16 protein-coding genes, 1 other RNA gene and 1 other annotated feature are annotated in these 19,429 nt (G+C 49.7%); of the genes, 14 read left to right on the forward strand and 3 right to left on the reverse strand.

Features of this window, described 5'->3' with window-relative positions; all coding sequences use genetic code 11:
* Nucleotides 1-8: 8 nt before the first annotated feature.
* Nucleotides 9-1,148 carry a tRNA guanosine(34) transglycosylase Tgt gene (tgt, locus tag AF331_RS01495; protein WP_053426458.1) on the forward strand — a complete coding sequence of 380 codons (1,140 nt, stop codon included), beginning with the start codon at nt 9-11 and terminating at the stop codon, nt 1,146-1,148.
* A gap of 20 nt (nt 1,149-1,168) precedes the next feature.
* Entirely contained in the window at nt 1,169-1,438 is a 270-nt protein-coding gene (gene yajC, locus AF331_RS01500) for a preprotein translocase subunit YajC (protein WP_053426459.1), read from the forward strand.
* Nucleotides 1,439-1,504: 66 nt separating this feature from the next.
* On the opposite strand, the gene AF331_RS01505 is transcribed toward yajC, so the two are convergent.
* Nucleotides 1,505-1,894, reverse strand: a complete 390-nt coding sequence (locus AF331_RS01505; protein ID WP_162838958.1) for a TIGR04086 family membrane protein — start codon at nt 1,892-1,894, stop codon at nt 1,505-1,507.
* Nucleotides 1,895-2,053: 159 nt separating this feature from the next.
* On the opposite strand from AF331_RS01505, the gene AF331_RS01510 reads away from it, so the two are divergent.
* Nucleotides 2,054-2,689 (forward strand): DUF421 domain-containing protein, encoded by a 636-nt coding sequence (locus AF331_RS01510; protein ID WP_053426461.1) that lies wholly within the window; start codon nt 2,054-2,056, stop codon nt 2,687-2,689.
* A 32-nt stretch (nt 2,690-2,721) separates the two neighbouring features.
* Here the strand turns inward: AF331_RS01510 and spoVB are convergent, their stop codons facing one another.
* Nucleotides 2,722-4,266, reverse strand: coding sequence for a stage V sporulation protein B (gene spoVB / locus AF331_RS01515; protein WP_053426462.1), 1,545 nt, complete (start codon nt 4,264-4,266; stop codon nt 2,722-2,724).
* Between the two features lie 134 nt (nt 4,267-4,400).
* On the opposite strand from spoVB, the gene AF331_RS01520 reads away from it, so the two are divergent.
* The 7 genes from AF331_RS01520 (at nt 4,401) to dtd (ending at nt 13,610) form a co-directional block, all read left to right on the forward strand.
* Nucleotides 4,401-4,721, forward strand: a complete 321-nt coding sequence (locus AF331_RS01520; protein WP_053426463.1) for a post-transcriptional regulator — start codon at nt 4,401-4,403, stop codon at nt 4,719-4,721.
* 171 nt (nt 4,722-4,892) lie between these two features.
* Nucleotides 4,893-7,154 (forward strand): protein translocase subunit SecDF, encoded by a 2,262-nt coding sequence (gene secDF / locus AF331_RS01525; RefSeq protein ID WP_053426464.1) that lies wholly within the window; start codon nt 4,893-4,895, stop codon nt 7,152-7,154.
* A gap of 184 nt (nt 7,155-7,338) precedes the next feature.
* Complete coding sequence (locus AF331_RS01530) at nt 7,339-7,683, forward strand: LapA family protein (RefSeq protein ID WP_053426465.1); 345 nt, start codon at nt 7,339-7,341, stop codon at nt 7,681-7,683.
* Nucleotides 7,684-7,792: 109 nt separating this feature from the next.
* Nucleotides 7,793-10,153, forward strand: a complete 2,361-nt coding sequence (gene recJ / locus AF331_RS01535) for a single-stranded-DNA-specific exonuclease RecJ (RefSeq protein ID WP_053426466.1) — start codon at nt 7,793-7,795, stop codon at nt 10,151-10,153.
* Nucleotides 10,144-10,656 (forward strand): adenine phosphoribosyltransferase, encoded by a 513-nt coding sequence (locus tag AF331_RS01540; protein WP_048006207.1) that lies wholly within the window; start codon nt 10,144-10,146, stop codon nt 10,654-10,656. The genes recJ and AF331_RS01540 overlap by 10 nt, the downstream gene beginning before the upstream one ends.
* A gap of 309 nt (nt 10,657-10,965) precedes the next feature.
* Nucleotides 10,966-13,158: a RelA/SpoT family protein gene (locus tag AF331_RS01545; RefSeq protein WP_053426467.1), complete on the forward strand. Its 2,193-nt coding sequence runs from the start codon at nt 10,966-10,968 to the stop codon at nt 13,156-13,158.
* A 14-nt stretch (nt 13,159-13,172) separates the two neighbouring features.
* The gene (gene dtd, locus AF331_RS01550; protein ID WP_053426468.1) at nt 13,173-13,610 is read left to right on the forward strand and encodes a D-aminoacyl-tRNA deacylase; all 438 of its coding nucleotides are present in this window, start codon (nt 13,173-13,175) and stop codon (nt 13,608-13,610) included.
* A 44-nt stretch (nt 13,611-13,654) separates the two neighbouring features.
* On the opposite strand, the gene AF331_RS01555 is transcribed toward dtd, so the two are convergent.
* The gene (locus AF331_RS01555) at nt 13,655-15,208 is read right to left on the reverse strand and encodes an SH3 domain-containing protein (RefSeq protein ID WP_160316475.1); all 1,554 of its coding nucleotides are present in this window, start codon (nt 15,206-15,208) and stop codon (nt 13,655-13,657) included.
* 179 nt (nt 15,209-15,387) lie between these two features.
* Between AF331_RS01555 and AF331_RS01560 the strand changes: the two genes are divergently transcribed.
* The 4 genes from AF331_RS01560 (at nt 15,388) to ssrS (ending at nt 19,258) form a co-directional block, all read left to right on the forward strand.
* A complete protein-coding gene (locus AF331_RS01560) occupies nt 15,388-15,564 on the forward strand; it encodes a hypothetical protein (RefSeq protein WP_053426470.1) in 177 nt (58 codons plus the stop codon).
* Between the two features lie 58 nt (nt 15,565-15,622).
* Nucleotides 15,623-15,846 (forward strand) — a binding site (T-box leader).
* Nucleotides 15,847-15,933: 87 nt separating this feature from the next.
* On the forward strand, nt 15,934-17,205 hold the full coding sequence (hisS, locus tag AF331_RS01565) for a histidine--tRNA ligase (RefSeq protein WP_053426471.1): 1,272 nt from the start codon (nt 15,934-15,936) through the stop codon (nt 17,203-17,205).
* Between the two features lie 24 nt (nt 17,206-17,229).
* Complete coding sequence (gene aspS / locus AF331_RS01570; protein ID WP_053426472.1) at nt 17,230-18,996, forward strand: aspartate--tRNA ligase; 1,767 nt, start codon at nt 17,230-17,232, stop codon at nt 18,994-18,996.
* Nucleotides 18,997-19,068: 72 nt separating this feature from the next.
* Nucleotides 19,069-19,258: non-coding RNA, 6S RNA (ssrS, locus tag AF331_RS21660), on the forward strand.
* Nucleotides 19,259-19,429 lie beyond the last annotated feature (171 nt).

Below are 19,429 nucleotides of genomic sequence, written 5' to 3' on the forward strand. Positions count from 1 at the left end.
ATCACACGTTGACTGCAATCAGATATGAGCACATTAAAACATGTAAGCAAACAGGTGCGCGGCTCGGGAAGGTCCATACCCCACACGGCACATTCGAAACACCGGTATTCATGCCTGTCGGGACTCTTGCCACGGTCAAGACGATGTCACCGGAAGATCTGAAGGCGATGGATGCAGGGATCATCCTGAGCAACACCTATCACCTTTGGCTACGCCCGGGTCATGAGATCATCCGGGAAGCAGGCGGTCTCCACAAGTTCATGAACTGGGACCGGGCCATCCTGACTGATTCCGGCGGTTTCCAGGTATTCAGCCTGAGCAAGCTGCGTAAAATTGAAGAAGAAGGGGTCCATTTCCGTCACCATCTGAACGGGGACAAGCTTTTCCTCAGCCCCGAGAAGGCAATGGAGATCCAAAATGCCCTCGGATCCGATATCATGATGGCCTTTGATGAATGCCCGCCTTACCCTGCAGAATATGATTATATGAAGAGTTCAGTCGAGCGTACATCGCGCTGGGCCGAACGCTGCCTCGAGGCCCATCAGCGTCCACAGGATCAAGGATTGTTCGGAATCGTACAGGGAGGGGAGTATGAGGAACTCAGGAAGCAGAGTGCCCGAGACCTCACTTCACTCGACTTCCCTGGATATGCAGTCGGTGGATTGTCTGTAGGAGAACCGAAGGATGTCATGAACAGGGTCCTTGAATTCACCACTCCTCATCTGCCGTTCGACAAGCCGAGGTACCTAATGGGCGTAGGCTCCCCGGATTCATTGATCGACGGAGCCATCAGAGGGATCGATATGTTCGATTGTGTCTTGCCGACGAGGATCGCCCGTAACGGTACCCTGATGACGAGTGAAGGCCGTCTTGTGGTGAAAAATGCCAAGTATGCGAGGGACTTCAGGCCCATCGATGAGAAGTGCGACTGCTACACATGTAAGAACTACAGCAGGGCTTATATCCGTCATCTGATCAAATGTGACGAAACGTTCGGAATTAGGCTTACGACTTATCATAACCTGCATTTTCTGTTAAACTTAATGGAACAAGTCAGACAAGCGATTCGAGAAGATCGACTGGGGGACTTTAGGGAAGAATTCTTCGAACAGTACGGTTTCAACCGTCCGGATGCGAAGAACTTCTAATTTGAAAGGAGGGGAAACACATGCAAGGAGGACTAGGTTCAATCATCATGCTCGTCTTGATGTTCGTATTGTTTTATTTCCTGCTTATCCGCCCGCAGCAGAAACGTCAAAAAGCCGTTTCACAAATGCAAAGCGAGCTGGCTAAAGGCGATAAGGTAATAACAATCGGCGGACTTCACGGCTTCATCGATGCCATCGAAGAAGGAAAAGTCATCATCAAATGCGGTGATGGAAGCCGTCTTACATATGATCGGAATGCGATCAGGGAGATTGTTAAGACAGAAGTATAAGTATAAAAAAAGCCTGTGCTCTTCCATGCTGTCAAGCGTGGACGGGTGCAGGCCTTTTTTTGTGATTCAGTTTTCCTGAGGGTTGCCTCCGCTCAGGTTGACCCCGAGTACGCCGCCCATCATCGCCGTCAGGATATAGCAACCATGATAGATGAGCTGCTCTGAAGATGGAGATGAGTCCAGCCCGAGATATTGAAAAAGGAAGACGAAAAGGGTATAAAGTATTCCCGTGGAACCTCCGAGCATCCATCCCTTGGTCTTGCCTTTTCCCCCTGACATGAATCCCCCGATGAACAGGGCCAGGAATGAAACGATGGTGATGAATAAGGAAATGGAACTCTCCGTCAGACTGGTGAACCGCAACAGCAATGAAAAGATCAAGCTTGCAGCGATGGCAATCACAAAGATGGTGACCGTGCCGAAGAGTACTGCGCCCCCTAATTTTTTGGCTTCTATGATCGATCTCTCCCTTCCATTTCTTCATTTGATGAGCTCTAGTACAAGCATATTCAGTACCAGCGGAAAAAAGACTGGCTTTTGGGCAAATATCCCTCTCATGAATGATTCTCTCGAGTCGATACTATGAAGGATGAGCTCATGTAGGTGGTGAAGTGTATGGAGGAATATATCGTCATCGTGGCCCGGACGCTTATTCTTTACTTTTTGATCGTATTGATCTTCCGGATCATGGGGAAACGTGAGATAGGCGAACTGAGCATCCTGGATCTTGTGGTGTTCATCATGCTCGCCGAAATCGCGGTCATGGCGATCGAAAAGCCGAAAGATCCATTGGCCCATTCCTTGATCCCCATGGTTGTGATGGTCGTTCTGCAGCTGCTGTTCGCCATGATATCCCTCCGTTCAAAATCCTTCCGGGAGATGATCGACGGGAAACCGGCTGTCGTCATTCATAATGGGAAGATTGACGAATCGGTCATGAAGAAACAGCGATACAACTTCGACGATCTCCTTCTCCAGCTGAGGGAAAAGGATGTATTCAACGTGGCGGATGTCGAATTTGCAATCCTTGAAACATCGGGAAAGCTGTCGGTACTGAAGAAGCAGGGGAGCGCCGACACTTATGCTCTTCCCATCATCCTCGACGGCGAGATCCAGACCGAACATCTCCAGCAGCTCGGTAAATCCCCATTCTGGCTGCGGGGCGAGATGAAAAAGAGGGGCTATCCTGCGATCAGGGATATTGCGTTCTGCAGCTATGACAACGGAGAATTCTATATAGATGAAAAATGATCCGTGCCGAGGTCCGGATCATTTTTCTATGCTCAGACAAACCGTTTGATTACGGGGATTTTCTTCATGTCTTCCTTTGTAATCAAGCGTAGAAGGACTGAACAGAAGATATAGACGATGCACGTCGTGATAATCCCGATGACAAGGCGGATGGAAACGGGCTCAGATGGAAGGAAAGTGAGCCAGGAGTAATGCCCCCACAGTCCCGAGATGACGATGACGGCTGCCACCACTGCATAGTCCCTGATATAGATCATGATGGGGACGGCTTTTATAATGGTCATGAAGTGCAGGATGGTCACAAGGACGAAACCGACTACCATGCCGAGGGCTGCACCGTTGATACCGAAGCCCGCCTGTGACGCAAGGACGAAGATCACCCCGGTCTTAACCACGGCCCCGATCAGGCTGTTGATCATGGCTGCCCTTGCGAGGTTCAATGCCTGAAGGACTGCCTGCAACGGGCCTTGGTAGTAATAAAACAGAAGGAAAGGCGCCATGATCATGATGAACATTGCCCCACTTTCACTGCCATACATCAACTGCATAAGGGGCTTAGCATAGATATAAAGGATCACGATGGATAAACCACCCGTGATGAGGCAGATCCTCAGAGCCTGTTGAAGCCGATGCTCAATCAACTTGTAATTTTTCCCGGCGTTCGCTTCGCTGATTGCCGGCACAAGGGATTGAGATAGTGATACGGTGATGAAGGAAGGGAGAAACAGGAGCGGCATGGCATAGCCGGTCAGTGAACCGTATTGGGCCGTGGCCATGGAAGCTGTCACTCCGGCGAGGGCCAGGCTGTGGGCGACGACGATCGGTTCGAAGAATAATGAAACCGATCCGATCATCCTGCTCCCTGTTGACGGCAGTGCCACTTCCATGAGTTCCCGCAGGGTTTCTTTCCCTTTTTGGATGGATGAAAAGAATTGCTTCCGCACCCGGAATGTCTTTTTTCGTTTAAAGTAGGTGAAAAGGAAAGCCAAAGATGCAAGCTCTCCGAGGACGGAAGCCACCATGGCCGCCGCTGCTGCATACTCGATGCCGTATGGGAGGAAGGTTTTGGTCAGGACAGCGATGAGCGTGATCCTTACCACCTGCTCGATGACTTGGGAATAGGCAGGGGGCTTCATCTGCTGCCGCCCTTGGAAATAGCCCCGCAGCACGGAGGAAATGGCGACAACCGGGATGATCGGTGCGATGGCGACCAACGGATAGTATGTACGCGGATCCGTGAATAGCGTCTGGGATAGATAGGGGGCCAGGAGGATGAGGGCAGGTGTGAAGATCAGGGACAGCCCCAGGGTGATGGAGAGGGAGACGACCAGGATCTTTTTCACCTTCTGCCGGTCCCCGTTGCTCTCTGCTTCCGATACCGTTTTGGAAATGGCGATAGGAAGCCCGAATTGGGTGATGGTGATGACAAGGAGCAGTGTAGGGAAGGCCATCATGAAGAGACCGACACCCTCTGCCCCGATGAATCGTGCCACCACGATGCGGTTGACGAACCCCAGGACCCTCGTGATCAAGGAAGCGAGCATGAGGATGACGGTGCCTTTCAGAAATTTTGACATATACTTCCCTGCCTTCTCAAAATTGGTATAATCGTATACAATGATATATATGCATCCCAATGGTCCAAGCATGACAAGTTGGGAATAAATACGGCCTTATATTGCCGATCTTCCAAAATGGAGTGGGGAATGGAATGAAACCTAATCAGCATCCTTACGATCGATTTTATGATTCACTGGAACCTGCACTGTTAAGCAAGGTGGAGGAATTCCAACTATTCGGGTACGAGGAAGCAACTCTGGAAAGACTATGGTTATACCTGACAAAGAAGAAATGGAAAAAGCCCGAAGTGGATGTGAAAGTGTACGAGCTGGTCAGCGATATCCTCTCGGCAAAAGCAGGGGAATATATGACCTTCGAGACGGTCCAGGCTTATCGCTCGCCGAATTGGTTCGCCGATGTGAATGAGGATGAATTGAAGGAACTTCTGCATCCTTCCAGGGAAGAGAAATAGCACGGGAACAAATTGACATGGAATTCGTTCTCCGCCATAATGGGAATGTTGAAAGATAAAGGAATGGATTGAATATCACAGGCGATCCATGGGGATATTTCAGACACCCCTGGGATCAGTCAATACGAAAAGATCATATTTGGGATGGTTTTCAAGGAGGAACTGTACATAATGGTAAAGCGTGGCCGCATCGTTGCCTTTTTCGTCCTGCTCGTCCTGCTGGCAGGAACGGTCGGGGGAACGGCAAAATCGATCATCAATGATATTAAACTCGGTCTTGACCTCCAAGGTGGATTCGAAGTGCTGTATGAAGTTCAGCCAGTGAATGGAGAAAAGATCACGAAACAGACAGTCGCCAATACGGCAGAAGCTCTCGATGAGCGGATCAACGTCCTGGGTGTAAGCGAACCAAGCATCCAGATCGAGGACAACAACCGGATCCGCGTTCAGCTTGCAGGTGTCGAGGACCAGAACCAGGCACGGGAGATCCTATCCACACAGGCGAATCTGTCCTTCCGCGATGTGAACGATAAGGTTCGACTGGACGGATCGGACCTGGTTTCGGGATCGGCAAAACAGACATTCAACGATCAGAATCAGCCGATCGTCTCTTTGAAACTGAAGGATCGCAAAAAGTTTTATGAACTGACTCAAAATATCTACCAAATGGCTCCTCAAAACCAATTGGTCATCTGGCTTGATTTCGAGGAAGGGAAAGATTCCTACGAGAAGGAAGCAGGAAAGGAAGACCCTAAATTCCTTTCTGCGCCGAATGTAAACAAGCCGATCAATTCGGACGAAGTCATCATCGAAGGGAACTTCACCGTGGAAGAAGCCCAGAATCTGGCGAAGCTTCTTGATGCAGGTGCTCTTCCCGTCAAACTGGAAGAAAAATATTCCACATCTGTCGGCGCTCAATTCGGACAGCAGGCACTTGATAAAACCGTTACGGCAGGGATCATCGGGATCGCCCTCATCTTCCTGTTCATGATTGTATATTACCGCCTGCCGGGCTTCATCGCTTCGGTTACCCTTTCCGTGTATCTCTATCTCGTCCTGCTCCTATTCGAGCTGATGAACGGGGTCCTGACACTGCCTGGTATCGCAGCGATCATACTCGGTGTCGGGATGGCCGTCGACGCGAATATCATCACGTATGAGAGGATCAAAGAGGAAATCCGGGTCGGGAAGCCGATCAAATCGGCCTTCCAGGCAGGAAACAAAACCTCATTCCTTACCATCCTTGATGCCAACTTGACGACCCTCATCGCAGCAGCCGTCCTGTTCTATTTCGGTACAAGCTCGGTTAAAGGGTTTGCGACGATGCTCATCATCTCCATCCTTGTCAGCTTCATCACGGCGGTATGGGGATCCAGGGTCCTTCTCGGTCTTTGGGTCAACAGCAAGCTTTTCAACAAAAGGCCAGGCTGGTTCGGCGTCAACAAAAAAGATGTCCATTCCCTTTCGGAGAACTTGGATACATTGGACTTGCCGACGAAATTCGATCGCGTCGAGTTCGCTAAAAACCGCAGGAAGTTCTTTGCCATTACAGGTGCAATCATGATCGCGGGTGTCATCATCCTCTCCGTTTTCAGACTGAACCTCGGGATAGATTTTGTCAGTGGTTCCCGTGTAGACCTTTCATCGGATAAGCCGATACAGACTGAAACGTTGAAGAAGGAGCTTGATGACATCAAGCTTCCAAGTGATAACATCGTCATTTCAGGTGAAAATAACAACACTGCGGTCGTCCGTTATTCAGACGATCTTTCCAAAGATGATATCGCGAAGCTGAAAGATCACTTCCAGGATCTATATGGTAATGATCCTAGCATCAGTACCGTTTCTCCGGTGGTCGGAAAAGAACTGGCGAAGAGCGCCCTATATGCAGTGGCCATCGCATCGATTTTCATCATCCTGTATGTGACGATCCGATTTGAATGGCGCATGGCCCTCGGAGCCATCCTTTCACTTCTATTCGATGCCCTGCTGATCATTTTCTTCTTCAGCGTGACGCGCCTCGAAGTGGATATCACGTTCATTGCGGCCGTCCTGACCATCGTCGGGTATTCCATCAATGATACGATCGTCACCTTCGACCGTCTGAGGGAAAACCTTCACAAAATGAAGCGCATCAAGCATGCGGAAGAACTGGAAGAAGCGGTCAATAAGAGTCTTCGTCAGACTTTGGGCCGTTCCGTGAATACCGTCTTGACAGTGGTCATCACGGTCATCGCCATCCTGATCTTTGGTAGTGAATCGATCCGGAACTTCTCCATCGCCCTTCTAGTCGGGTTGATATCAGGAGTGTTCTCTTCCATTTACATCGCTGCTCAGATCTATCTGTCACTGAAGATCAGACAGCTGAAGAAACACGGACCGATCAAAACCGTCAAAGAGAAGAAGAAATGGAGCGACGAACCACAAGTATAAGAATGATGGGACAGGGGAAGCCCCCTGTCCCATTTTTTAATGGGACGGTGTCCAACCGGGTATACTATAGGGATAAGGTACTAAATGAATCCGGTTGGTTTCATTGAGCCCATGAAAAGGGTAAATGGATATCATCCATCATTCCTGATGGAGAGAGACAATGCAGTTGTGAGGAGGGAATACAATGAAATTTCAATGGACGTTGCTTTTGGGGATCGTATTTGCCCTGATCGTATCAATCTTCGCTGTCATCAATGTCGACCCGGTAACAGTGAACTACCTTTTTGGTGAAGCAGACTGGCCTCTTATATTAGTTATTCTTGGATCTGTTTTCATGGGGGGAATCATCATCGGATCAGTTGGGCTTTTCAGGCTTTTCGTCGTCCAGCGGAGGGTGAAGGCCCTTGAAAAGGAAAACATGACCTTGAGGGAACAAATCGAGAAGACCCGGGATCAAAAGCGACTCGATTCACAGGATACCTCGCTGAAGAAGCAGGCACCCGATTCCATACAGGAAACATCAGAATGACCGGAATGAAGGCACCCATACAGGGTGTCTTTTTCCTTTGATCGACTCTGATGTGGATTGAAACCCCCTTACCGTTTTTGTATAATGGGAAAGGCTGAGGGGTGAAAATATGTTAAATGCAAAAACACGCTGGAAAATGAAAGATTCTGACCAGCACAAGATAGCAGAATTGGCAGAAGAGTTGAATGTTCCCCCGCTTGTTGCGAAATTATTGATAAATCGGGATTTGGCAGATGCCGACGATGCCCGGAACTTTTTATTTGATACAGGCGGATCGTTTCATGATCCATTTCTTTTTGATGATATGCAAAAAGCGAAAGACCGCATCATGCTGGCAATCGAGCAAGAGGAGCGCATCCTTGTGTATGGTGACTATGATGCCGACGGCGTAAGTTCCACCTCTGTCCTGATGACGGTACTGACTGATCTCGGAGCACAGGCGGAATTTTATATCCCCAACCGGTTCACCGAAGGATACGGACCGAATGAAGAAGCCTTCAGATGGGCTGCTGATGAAGGGTTCGCCGTTATCATCACGGTGGATACCGGTATATCCGCAGTGGGAGAGGCCAAGCTTGCCGAAGAACTTGGCATCGACTTGATCTTGACGGATCACCATGAACCGGGTCCGGAATTGCCGCCGGTCTTCGCCATGATCCATCCGAAAGTGGAAGGGTGCTCCTATCCATTCAAGGAACTGGCAGGGGTCGGTGTGGCTTTGAAGCTCGCCCACGCTCTCTACGGGGAGTTTCCAGACCATCTGCTGGATTTGGCCGCAATCGGTACGATCGCCGATCTGGTTCCCCTCCACGGGGAAAACCGGCTGATCGCCAAGAAGGGGATCGCCAGGCTGAAGGTAACGGACCGCCTTGGGATCAAGGCCCTTTGCCGTGTGGCGAATGCCCAGCAAAATGAAATGAATGAAGAGACCGTTGGCTTCATGATAGCACCGCGCATCAATGCCGTGGGTAGGCTTGGCGATGCCGATCCCGCAGTGGATCTCATGCTCTCCCGCGATCCTGAAGAAGCGAAGGCGCTTGCAGAAGAGATCGACGGGTTGAATAAAGAGCGCCAATCCATCGTAGCGAAGATGACGGAAGAAGCCGTCGAGATGGTGGAGAAGGAATTCCCTCCTTCCGAAAACGGTGTCCTTGTCATCGGGAAGGAAGGCTGGAACCCTGGGGTAGTGGGGATCGTTGCCTCCCGTCTTGTCGACAGGTTTTACCGTCCGACCATTGTCCTTAGTTTCGATCCTGATTCGGATAAAGCGAAAGGTTCGGCAAGAAGCATTGCCGGGTTCGATCTGTTCAAGAACCTGTCCATGAATCGTGAACTCCTTCCCCATTTCGGGGGGCATCCGATGGCTGCGGGAATGACCCTTGCCCTATCCGATGTCGATGAGCTCCGTTCAAGATTGAATGAACAGGCAAAAGAAGTCCTGAGCGAAGACGATTTCATCCCGGTTACAGAGCTCGATGCCGAAGTCGCCGTGGACGAGATCACCGTTGAATCCATCGAGAAAATGCACCTCCTTGCGCCTTTCGGGATGAACAATCCGAAGCCGAAGTGGGTCATCCGGGATGTATCCATCGATCATTATAAAAAGATCGGTTCCGCTCAGAATCACCTTAAGCTTGTTCTGGCCGAAAACGGCGTACAAGTGGATGGGGTGGGGTTCGGTCTCGGTGAACTTGCCGATCACATGACGCCTTATGTGAAAGCTTCCGTCATCGGGGAACTGTCGATCAATGAATGGAATAATCGCAAGAAGCCTCAGATCTTCCTGCAGGATATCCAGATTTCTTCCTGGCAGCTTTTCGACATGAGGGGGATCAAGCAGGTGACGAAATGGGCCCCTCTCATCCCTGATGGTGACAGGGTGATCGTATGCTTCCATCCGAAGACGGCTGATACAACGCTATTCAAAGGGGAAGTCCGATATATCCAGAGTGAATCCGATCTTGAAGGAATCGTGGTGGATGGATGCAATCTTGTACTCCTCGATCTCCCCGGGGACCGCCGCCTGATGGAGCAGCTCCTGGAGCTCGGCAGGCCGCACCGCATCTACGCCCATTTCCACCAGCATGAAGATCATTTCTTCAGTACGATGCCCACCCGTGATCATTTCAAATGGTATTATGCCTTCCTTCATAAGAGGGGTTCATTCGATCTGAAAAAACACGGAAATGACCTTGCCAAGTACAAGGGATGGTCCATGGAAACAATCGATTTCATGTCACAGGTGTTTTTTGAATTGAAGTTTGTTACAATAGAAGATGGTTTGATTTCTCTTCATCCTGTCAAAGTGAAGAAAGACCTGTCCGAATCTCCTGCCTACATGAGGAAGCAGCATCAGTACGAGCTTGAAAATGAGCTCCTGTATTCGTCATATCAGGAACTGAAGACATGGTTCAGCGAAAGGATGAAAGAGTCCGCTATAGTTGAGGAGGAAGTAGAAGCATGGACTTGAAACAATATGTCACGATCGTTGATAACTGGCCTAAAGAAGGCATTAAGTTTAAAGACATCACCACTCTAATGGACAACGGTGATGCATATAGATACGCAACGGATCAGATCGTGGAATACGCAAAAGAAAAACAAATCGATCTGGTTGTCGGACCGGAAGCAAGGGGCTTCATCATCGGCTGCCCGGTGGCGTATGCTCTTGGGGTAGGATTCGCTCCTGTAAGGAAACCTGGCAAGCTCCCACGTGAGACAATCCAACAGCAATATGGGCTTGAGTACGGCAAAGATGCCTTGACCATCCATAAGGATGCCATCAAACCGGGACAGCGCGTATTGATTACGGACGATCTACTCGCTACAGGTGGTACGATCGATGCGACAATCAAGCTTGTAGAAGAGCTCGGCGGGATCGTTGCCGGTACAGCCTTCTTGATCGAACTGACCTATCTTGACGGTCGTGATAAGCTTGAAGGCTACGATATCATGACATTGATGCAATACTGATCATACATAAGGGACCGACATCACAGGAAGATGCCGGCCCTTATTTTTTTATACAGCAGTTTCTGGAATGGGCGCCAGAAGTTCTGTCCATGACTGGGAAGATACCTTCATATGTAATCGTCACCATTCGACAAAACCAGATGAAATCTGAGAATTTTAGCCCAAACCCTTTACATAATCGCTTTTTTTTTTGATAATGGTAACAATCGTTTTATTTTCAAAACGCGTCAGCGCGTTCGAATAGATAGAGTATGTCGGTGCCTTAAATCGGGCGCTGAACCAAATTTATATATAAAGGTGATTTTGATCATGGCGAAGGATCAAGTATTAACCCCTGAACAGGTTATAGATAAAACAAGAGAATATTTGAATGATGAGCATGTAGGATTGGTGGAAAAGGCTTACGAGTATGCGCGGGAAGCCCATAGCGAACAGTACCGAAAGTCGGGTGAACCCTACATCATCCATCCGATTCAGGTGGCCGGGATCCTGGCAGATCTCGAGATGGATCCGGCAACTGTGGCTGCCGGTTTTCTTCATGATGTCGTAGAGGATACAGGGATATCCCTGCAGCAGATCGAAAAGGACTTCAACTCTGAAGTGGCCATGCTAGTCGACGGGGTGACAAAGCTCGGGAAGATCAAGTACAAGTCCCAGGAAGAGCAACAGGCTGAAAACCACCGGAAGATGTTCGTGGCCATGGCAAGGGATATCCGTGTCATCTTGATCAAGCTCGCCGACCGCCTCCATAATATGAGGACGCTCAAGCATCTTCCTCAGGAAAAACAGCGCAGGATCGCGAACGAGACATTGGAAATCTTCGCCCCTCTTGCCCATCGCCTTGGTATATCCAAGATCAAATGGGAGCTAGAGGACACCAGTCTCCGGTACTTGAATCCACAGCAGTATTACCGCATCGTCAACTTGATGAAGAAAAAGCGGGCAGAGCGGGAAGAGTATTTGGAGGAAGTCGTCGATGATGTGAAGGATCACCTAAGTGATGTGAAGATCATCGCCGATATTTCCGGCCGTCCGAAGCATATTTACAGCATCTACCGGAAGATGGCCCTGCAAAATAAACAATTCAATGAAATTTATGACCTTCTGGCCGTGAGGATCGTCGTGGACAGCATCAAGGATTGCTATGCCGTCCTCGGGATCATCCATACGAGATGGAAACCGATGCCGGGCCGTTTCAAAGATTACATCGCCATGCCAAAACCGAATATGTATCAATCCCTCCATACGACCGTGATCGGACCGAAAGGGGATCCCCTTGAAGTGCAGATCAGGACCCTTGAAATGCATGAGATCGCGGAGTACGGTGTCGCAGCCCACTGGGCATACAAAGAAGGCAAGGAAGCCAATGAACCGGTTTCCTTCGATAAGAAGCTTTCATGGTTCAGGGAGATCCTCGAGTTCCAGAATGAATCGGCCAATGCCGAGGAGTTCATGGAGTCCCTTAAGATTGACCTGTTTTCCGATATGGTCTTCGTCTTCACGCCGAAGGGGGATGTCCTGGAGCTTCCGTCGGGATCCGTACCGATCGATTTCTCGTACCGGATCCACTCGGAAATCGGGAATAAAACGATCGGAGCAAAGGTCAACGGGAAGATGGTCACCCTCGATTATAAATTGAAAACCGGGGATATCATTGAAATCCTTACGTCCAAGCACTCCTATGGGCCGAGTCAGGACTGGCTGAAGCTTGCCCAGACCTCTCAGGCGAAAAATAAGATCCGACAGTTCTTCAAAAAGCAGAGAAGAGAAGAAAACATCGAGAAGGGCCGGGAAATGGTCGAGAAAGAGATCAAGGCCCAGGATTTCGATGTGAAGGAAATTCTCACGTCTGAAAACATCAAGCGGGTGTTCGAGAAGTTCAATTTCTCCATTGAAGATGATATGTATGCCGCTGTCGGCTATAACGGCATCACCGCAGCGCAAATCGCCAACCGTCTGACGGAGAAGGAACGAAGGAAACGGGAACAGGAAGATATTCTGGAAGAAACCGTCAAAGAGCTGAACTCACAGCCTCAGAAGCGGAAGAAGAAGGATGCAGGTGTCCATGTGGAAGGGATTGATAACCTTCTGATCCGTTTGTCCAGATGCTGTTCACCCGTACCCGGCGATGAGATCGTCGGTTTCATTACGAAGGGACGTGGTGTGTCCGTCCACCGCTCCGACTGTACGAATGTCTTGGCGGAAGGGGTGGAACAACGCCTCATTCCTGTTTCGTGGGAAAGCGATCGCTATGATCAGAAAGAGTACAACGTAGATATCGAGATCTCAGGTTATGACCGTCGCGGTCTTCTGAACGAAGTGCTTCAAGCGGTCAACGAAACCAAAACGAATATATCGGCTGTCAGTGGTAAGTCTGATCGGAATAAAGTGGCGACCATCAATATGTCGATTTCCATTCATAATATTTCCCATCTCCATAAAGTCGTGGAGCGGATCAAGCAGATTTCTGATATTTATGCCGTGCGAAGGATTATGAACTAAAGGGGTTTTAGGTAATGAAAGTAGTACTGCAACGGAGCAAACAAGCATCCGTGATGGTGGACGGCGAAGTGAAGGGCCGTATTCAGTCCGGACTGGTCCTTCTTGTCGGGATCACTCACGGGGATACGGAGGCGGAAGCGGCCTATATTGCCGATAAGGTCGTAAACCTCAGGATCTTCGAAGACGGGGATGGAAAGATGAATGATTCCCTTCTGGACCGGGGAGGGGAGATCCTCTCCATATCACAGTTCACCCTCTACGGGGACACCCGTAAGGGCAGGAGACCCAACTTCATGGATGCTGCCAAGCCTGAAGAGGCAGAAGTGATCTATGACCGTTTCAATGCACTCCTAAGGGAGAAGGGCGTCCAGGTGGAAACCGGGGTTTTCGGTGCCATGATGGATGTACAACTCATCAATGATGGACCTGTGACCTTGATTGTTGAGAAATGAATGCTATGAGAAAAGCCAGGGAGGCACGCCTCCCTGGCTTTTTGTCAATCTGTAAAGTACTCGCTCAATCCGTAATAGATGCTGGTGGCCGCAGTATCCTGGAAGTAAGCAGTATTCACATTTGCCTCCTCGGATGCATTGCTGAGGAATCCAAGCTCCACAAGGACGGCCGGCCTCATGTTTTCACGGATCACATGGTAGTCGCCGTTCCGTACGCCGCGATCGGCATTAGGCATTCTTCCGGAAAGGGCAGAATGGACCGATTCCGCTAAATCCTTTTGCTGTGCCCCGTTATAATAAGTGGTATGTCCTGTGATGGACGAATCGTAGATGCTGTCGAAGTGAAGACTGACAAACGCATCGGCCATATAATAATGAGATAATGATACCCTGGATGGAAGGGAGATGAATTCATCGTTCCTTCTCGTCAGAATCACTTCCGCACCTGCACTCCTTAATTTGTCTGCCACGAGCTGGGCGGTCTTCAGGGTCAGGTTTTTTTCATGTGTACCGTTGACACCTGTCGTCCCTCCGTCGCGTCCGCCGTGCCCCGGATCGAGGACGATGGTCTTGCCTTCAAGTCCCCCGGACGTTTCAGGAGCCGGGGACGTACCGCCTTTTTTACTCGATACGATCCAGTTGGCCACAAACGCGCTGGCACCGTCGGATAGCCTGATTTCGTACCAGTCACCCGATGTTCCCACCACATCGAAGGTCGAACCGCTGCCGGCCCTTTCCACGACGCTTGCTTGGCTGTTTGGACTGCTTCTGAGGTTGGTGCCATCATACAGGATCGTGATGGAATCAGGAGCGCCTTCTGACATGGCGGTTCCTTCCGTTTGTTCCTCTTTGTCTTCACCGGCCACTTTCATGAACCATCCTGCCACCCATCCATCGCCGCCGTTCGATAGCTGGATCCGATACCATTCATTTGATTCTTCAAGGATGGAATAGGATTCTCCTCGGGTGACTTTCCCGACGATACTGCCGTTCAGGGAGGCCTCATCGCGCACTAGCAACGATTCCACATTGACGGTGGCTGTAGCAGAAGGAGAACCGGGTTCTTCTTCTGCACCGGATTCTATACCGGAAAGGGACAGATAATCTTGATTGATCCAGGCAGTGCCCCCATCATAAGAGATTTCATACCAGCCCTGTACACTTCCGGTGATTGATACTTCTTCCCCGCTTGATAGGGTGCCGAGGCGCTCACTATCCGTGGACGGTGCCTTCCTTATATTGATCGAATCTTCTGTCGTCGTCCCTGTAAGACCGGAGGATGCAGAAGCCTGCCCTGTCCCTGCAGAATCAGCTTGGGTAACGAGCCACTCGGCTACCCAGCCTTCTCCTTGGGGCGTATCGATTTTGTACCAGTCCCCATCATTCCCGGTGACCGTATACTCTTCCCCTTTGGCTGCTTGCATGAGGACTGGATAGCTGAGTCCTGGCCCCGTCCTCACATTGAGTGTAGGAACCCCGATGCTCACCTGTTCCCCGGCTGCACTTGCCTTCACAGATGTGAGAAGGGGGACCAAGAGGCAGACGATCAGGAAGGATATGTAGATTTTCTTGATGTTGACAACCTCCTCTCTCTTCATGGACATCATTAGTAGTATCGGACTGTCACACGTATTTCTGAACTCATTTTGAAGAAAACACCTTCAAAAATGACCCATACCCACATAAATACGAGATAAAAAATAAAATTCCTTTATTACGATAGAAATTTAGTCATTTGGAAAGGATAGATGGTAGGAATAGTGAAAGGGAGGGTACTATGCGATCAAGCGATAAAGCTTTTCTGAATACGACTAGTGAAAAAGCACTATTTCAGACGGATTTTCACCAATTCATGGAAATGGAAAAAGGTGCGTTGAACATGGAGCTTGCATCTGAGTTCGGTCTGACGCTGAAGGATGTCCGCCTATTGAAAAAGAAAATGGAGAGGTCCTGACGAAACCCCTTGACATGAACCTGCCTCATCCGTATTATTATAGAAATAATATAGCTTTCAAAAACCGACGATCGAGAATAGTAGCTGGTCTCCACCTGCCAAGAGAGGAAATGCCCTGGGCTGCAAGCATTTCTGCAAGGTACATCAGTGAATGAACACTCGGGAGGCTCCGCCCTGAAACCAGAGTAGGGGACGGACGTACCAGGCGTTAACTGGTGAAGTGGGAGTCTAATGGACTCCAATTAGGGTGGCACCACGGGAATAACAGCTCTCGTCCCTTGTATTTATTACAAGGGATCGAGGGCTTTTTTTATTGCCTCGATTTACGGGGCCATACATATCAAGGCTTTATGAAAAGGAGGAATCCCCTTGTCTATTCAAATACCAAGAGGAACACAGGACATTCTGCCCGGAGAAGTAGAGAAGTGGCAATATATCGAAAAGGTGGCGACCGACCTTTGTCGCGCTTATCAATACAATGAAATCCGTACACCGATCTTCGAATCGAGTGAACTTTTCACGCGCGGTGTCGGTGACACGACCGATATTGTACAAAAGGAAATGTACATGTTTGAAGACCGCGGAGGAAGGAGCCTTGCACTCCGCCCTGAAGGTACGGCATCCGTCGTACGTTCATTCGTAGGAAACAAGCTGTTCGGAAATGCGAATCAGCCGACCAAACTGTTCTATACCGGACCGATGTTCCGCTACGAGCGTCCACAGGCTGGCCGCTACCGCCAGTTCGTGCAGTTCGGCGTGGAAGCACTTGGGAGTGAAGACCCGGCCATCGACGCAGAGGTCCTCTCGCTCGCCATGGGCATTTACAAAAAGCTTGGACTCCGCAAGTTGAAACTTGTCATCAACAGCCTCGGTGATGGAGGCAGCCGGCAAGCGCATCGTGAAGCGCTTATCAATCACTTCAAGCCTAGGATCGGCGAGTTTTGCTCCGATTGTCAGAATCGACTAGAGAAGAATCCACTGAGGATCCTGGACTGTAAGAAGGACCGCGACCACGAATTGATGGCTACGGCTCCGTCCATCCTCGACTACCTGAATGAAGAATCCAACGCCTATTTTGAAAAGGTGCAATCGTATCTCACCAGCATGGACGTAGAGTTCGTCGTAGACCCGACCCTTGTTCGCGGCCTGGACTACTATAACCATACAGCATTTGAAATCATGAGTGAGGCAGAAGGCTTCGGTGCCATCACCACCCTCTGCGGAGGCGGTCGCTACAACGGACTCGTCCAGGAAATCGGCGGACCCGAAACACCGGGTATCGGATTTGCATTCAGCATCGAAAGGCTCATCGCGGCCCTTGAAGCCGAGAAAGTGGCGCTCCCGATCCATCAAGGCGTCGATTGCTATATCGTTGCCATGGGGGAAGAGGCCAAAGCATATGGCGTAAAACTCCTTCATCAGCTGAGGGAAGCCGGGATCTCATCCGAGAAAGATTATCTTGACCGCAAAGTGAAGGCCCAGTTCAAGAGCGCTGACCGTCATCAGGCCAAATACGTAGCTGTGATCGGTGAAAATGAACTTCAGGAAAACAAAGTGAACGTGAAGGATATGGCAACAGGGGAGCAAGAGGAAGTCGCCATTGACTCATTCGTTGACCACATCAAGAGCAAGCTTGTCTAACATAATCGCCAGGAGGAGAAAAAAATGCCAAAACGAACAACCTATTGTGGAAACGTAACGGAATCATTCATCGGTGAAACGATTACCATCAAAGGATGGGTGCAAAAACGACGTGACCTTGGGGGTCTGATCTTCATCGACCTCCGCGACCGTGAAGGGATCGTTCAGGTCGTATTCAATCCCGATCTTTCACAGGAAGCACTCGAACTGGCGGAAAGAATCCGCAACGAGTATGTCATTTCCGTAACGGGATCGGTCGTTGCAAGGGGAGAAGGAACGGTCAACCCGAACCTGAAAACCGGAAAAATTGAAATTCATGCAGAAGATGTACAGATCATCAATGAAGCGAAGACCCCACCATTCATGATCGACGATCAAATGGAAGTATCAGAAGACGTGCGCTTGAAATACCGCTATGTGGATCTCCGCCGCCCGGCCATGGCCGACACGTTCAGGATGCGCCATAATGTCACCACGTCATTCCGCAGCTTCCTGAATGAGAATGGATTCCTTGATGTCGAAACTCCGATCCTGACGAAGAGCACGCCTGAAGGAGCACGTGACTATCTTGTACCGAGCCGGGTTCATCCTGGAGAATTCTACGCCCTTCCTCAATCGCCGCAGATTTTCAAACAGCTTCTGATGGTGTCCGGATTCGACCGTTATTACCAAATTGCCCGCTGCTTCCGTGATGAGGATCTGCGTGCAGACCGTCAGCCTGAATTCACACAGATCGATATGGAAATGAGCTTCATGGAACAGGAAGAAATCATCCTGTTGGTCGAAGAAATGATGGCGAAGCTCATGAAGGACGTGAAAGGCCTGGATATCGAATCGGTGTTCCCGCGCATGACGTATGATGAAGCCATGAGCCGCTATGGATCGGATAAGCCTGATACCCGCTTTGCCATGGAACTGATCGATGTATCCGAAATCGTGAAGGATTCTGGATTCAAGGTGTTCTCGGGTGCTGTAGCTGGCGGTGGTCAAGTGAAATTGATCAATGTGAAAGGGGCCGCTTCCAACTACTCAAGGAAAGATATCGATGGCCTCACAGAATTCGTATCCCGCTATGGAGCAAAAGGGCTTGCATGGCTGAAGGTAGAGGAAGAAGGTCTTAAAGGCCCGATTTCCAAGTTCGTATCGGATGAGGATGCATCCAGCCTGTCTGCTGCTTCAGAAGCAGAAACAGGGGACCTTCTCCTATTCGTCGCCGACAAAAAATCCGTCGTGGCCGATGCCCTTGGGGCCCTTCGCCTCAAGCTCGGTAAAGAGCTCGGCCTGATTGATGAGTCCGTGTTCAACTTCCTATGGGTGACGGACTGGCCGCTTCTTGAGTTCGATGAAGGAGATAATCGCTACTATGCAGCACACCATCCTTTCACCATGCCGGTGAGGGAAGATCTAGAGCTTCTTGAGACCAACCCGGGTGAAGTAAGGGCACAGGCCTATGACCTGGTATTGAACGGATATGAGCTTGGCGGTGGATCACTCAGGATCTATGAGCGTGACATCCAGGAAAAAATGTTCAGCGTCCTTGGCTTCTCTAAAGAAGAGGCGAATGAGCAGTTCGGATTCCTTCTGGAAGCATTCGAGTACGGTACCCCTCCACACGGCGGGATCGCCCTTGGTCTTGACCGTTTGGTGATGCTCCTTGCAGGTCGCTCGAACCTGCGCGATACCATTGCATTCCCGAAAACGGCCAGTGCAAGCTGTGTCCTCACCGATGCACCTGGAGGCGTAAGCGAAGCCCAACTGAAAGAACTGTCCCTATCACTGGATGTTGAATGATGTCGGAAATTCTCCAGCGGTTGTGAATTGCAAAAACGGCCGCTCCTATGCTATGATGATGTCAATAACAGACGAGTCCTGATGTGTCCGACGTTTTAACCTATCAGTTTTGACCGAACACTTCAAACCTTGGGAGCTTGACTTTTCGCTAGGCGTTCATGCCTCGCTTCAAGAGGACTAACAAGTAGTGGAATAAAGCACCCACCTGCCGAGAGCGGGTTCAAAACAAAGGAAACGCAGCGACGGCACGATTGGGACTCGTTAAACAAATGGATACGTAATGCACAAGAGCCGAATCTTTCGAGATTCGGCTCTTTTTTATATTTACAAGAGTTGCTTCGTAAAGATTTATTTGACTAAAAATACATGAAAATGAATAAATATCAGAAAAACCATTGCGGAAACTGTCGACAAGCCCTATACTTTTAAAAGG

Source organism: Rossellomorea marisflavi (genome assembly GCF_001274775.1).
GTDB classification, from domain to species: domain Bacteria; phylum Bacillota; class Bacilli; order Bacillales; family Bacillaceae_B; genus Rossellomorea; species Rossellomorea marisflavi.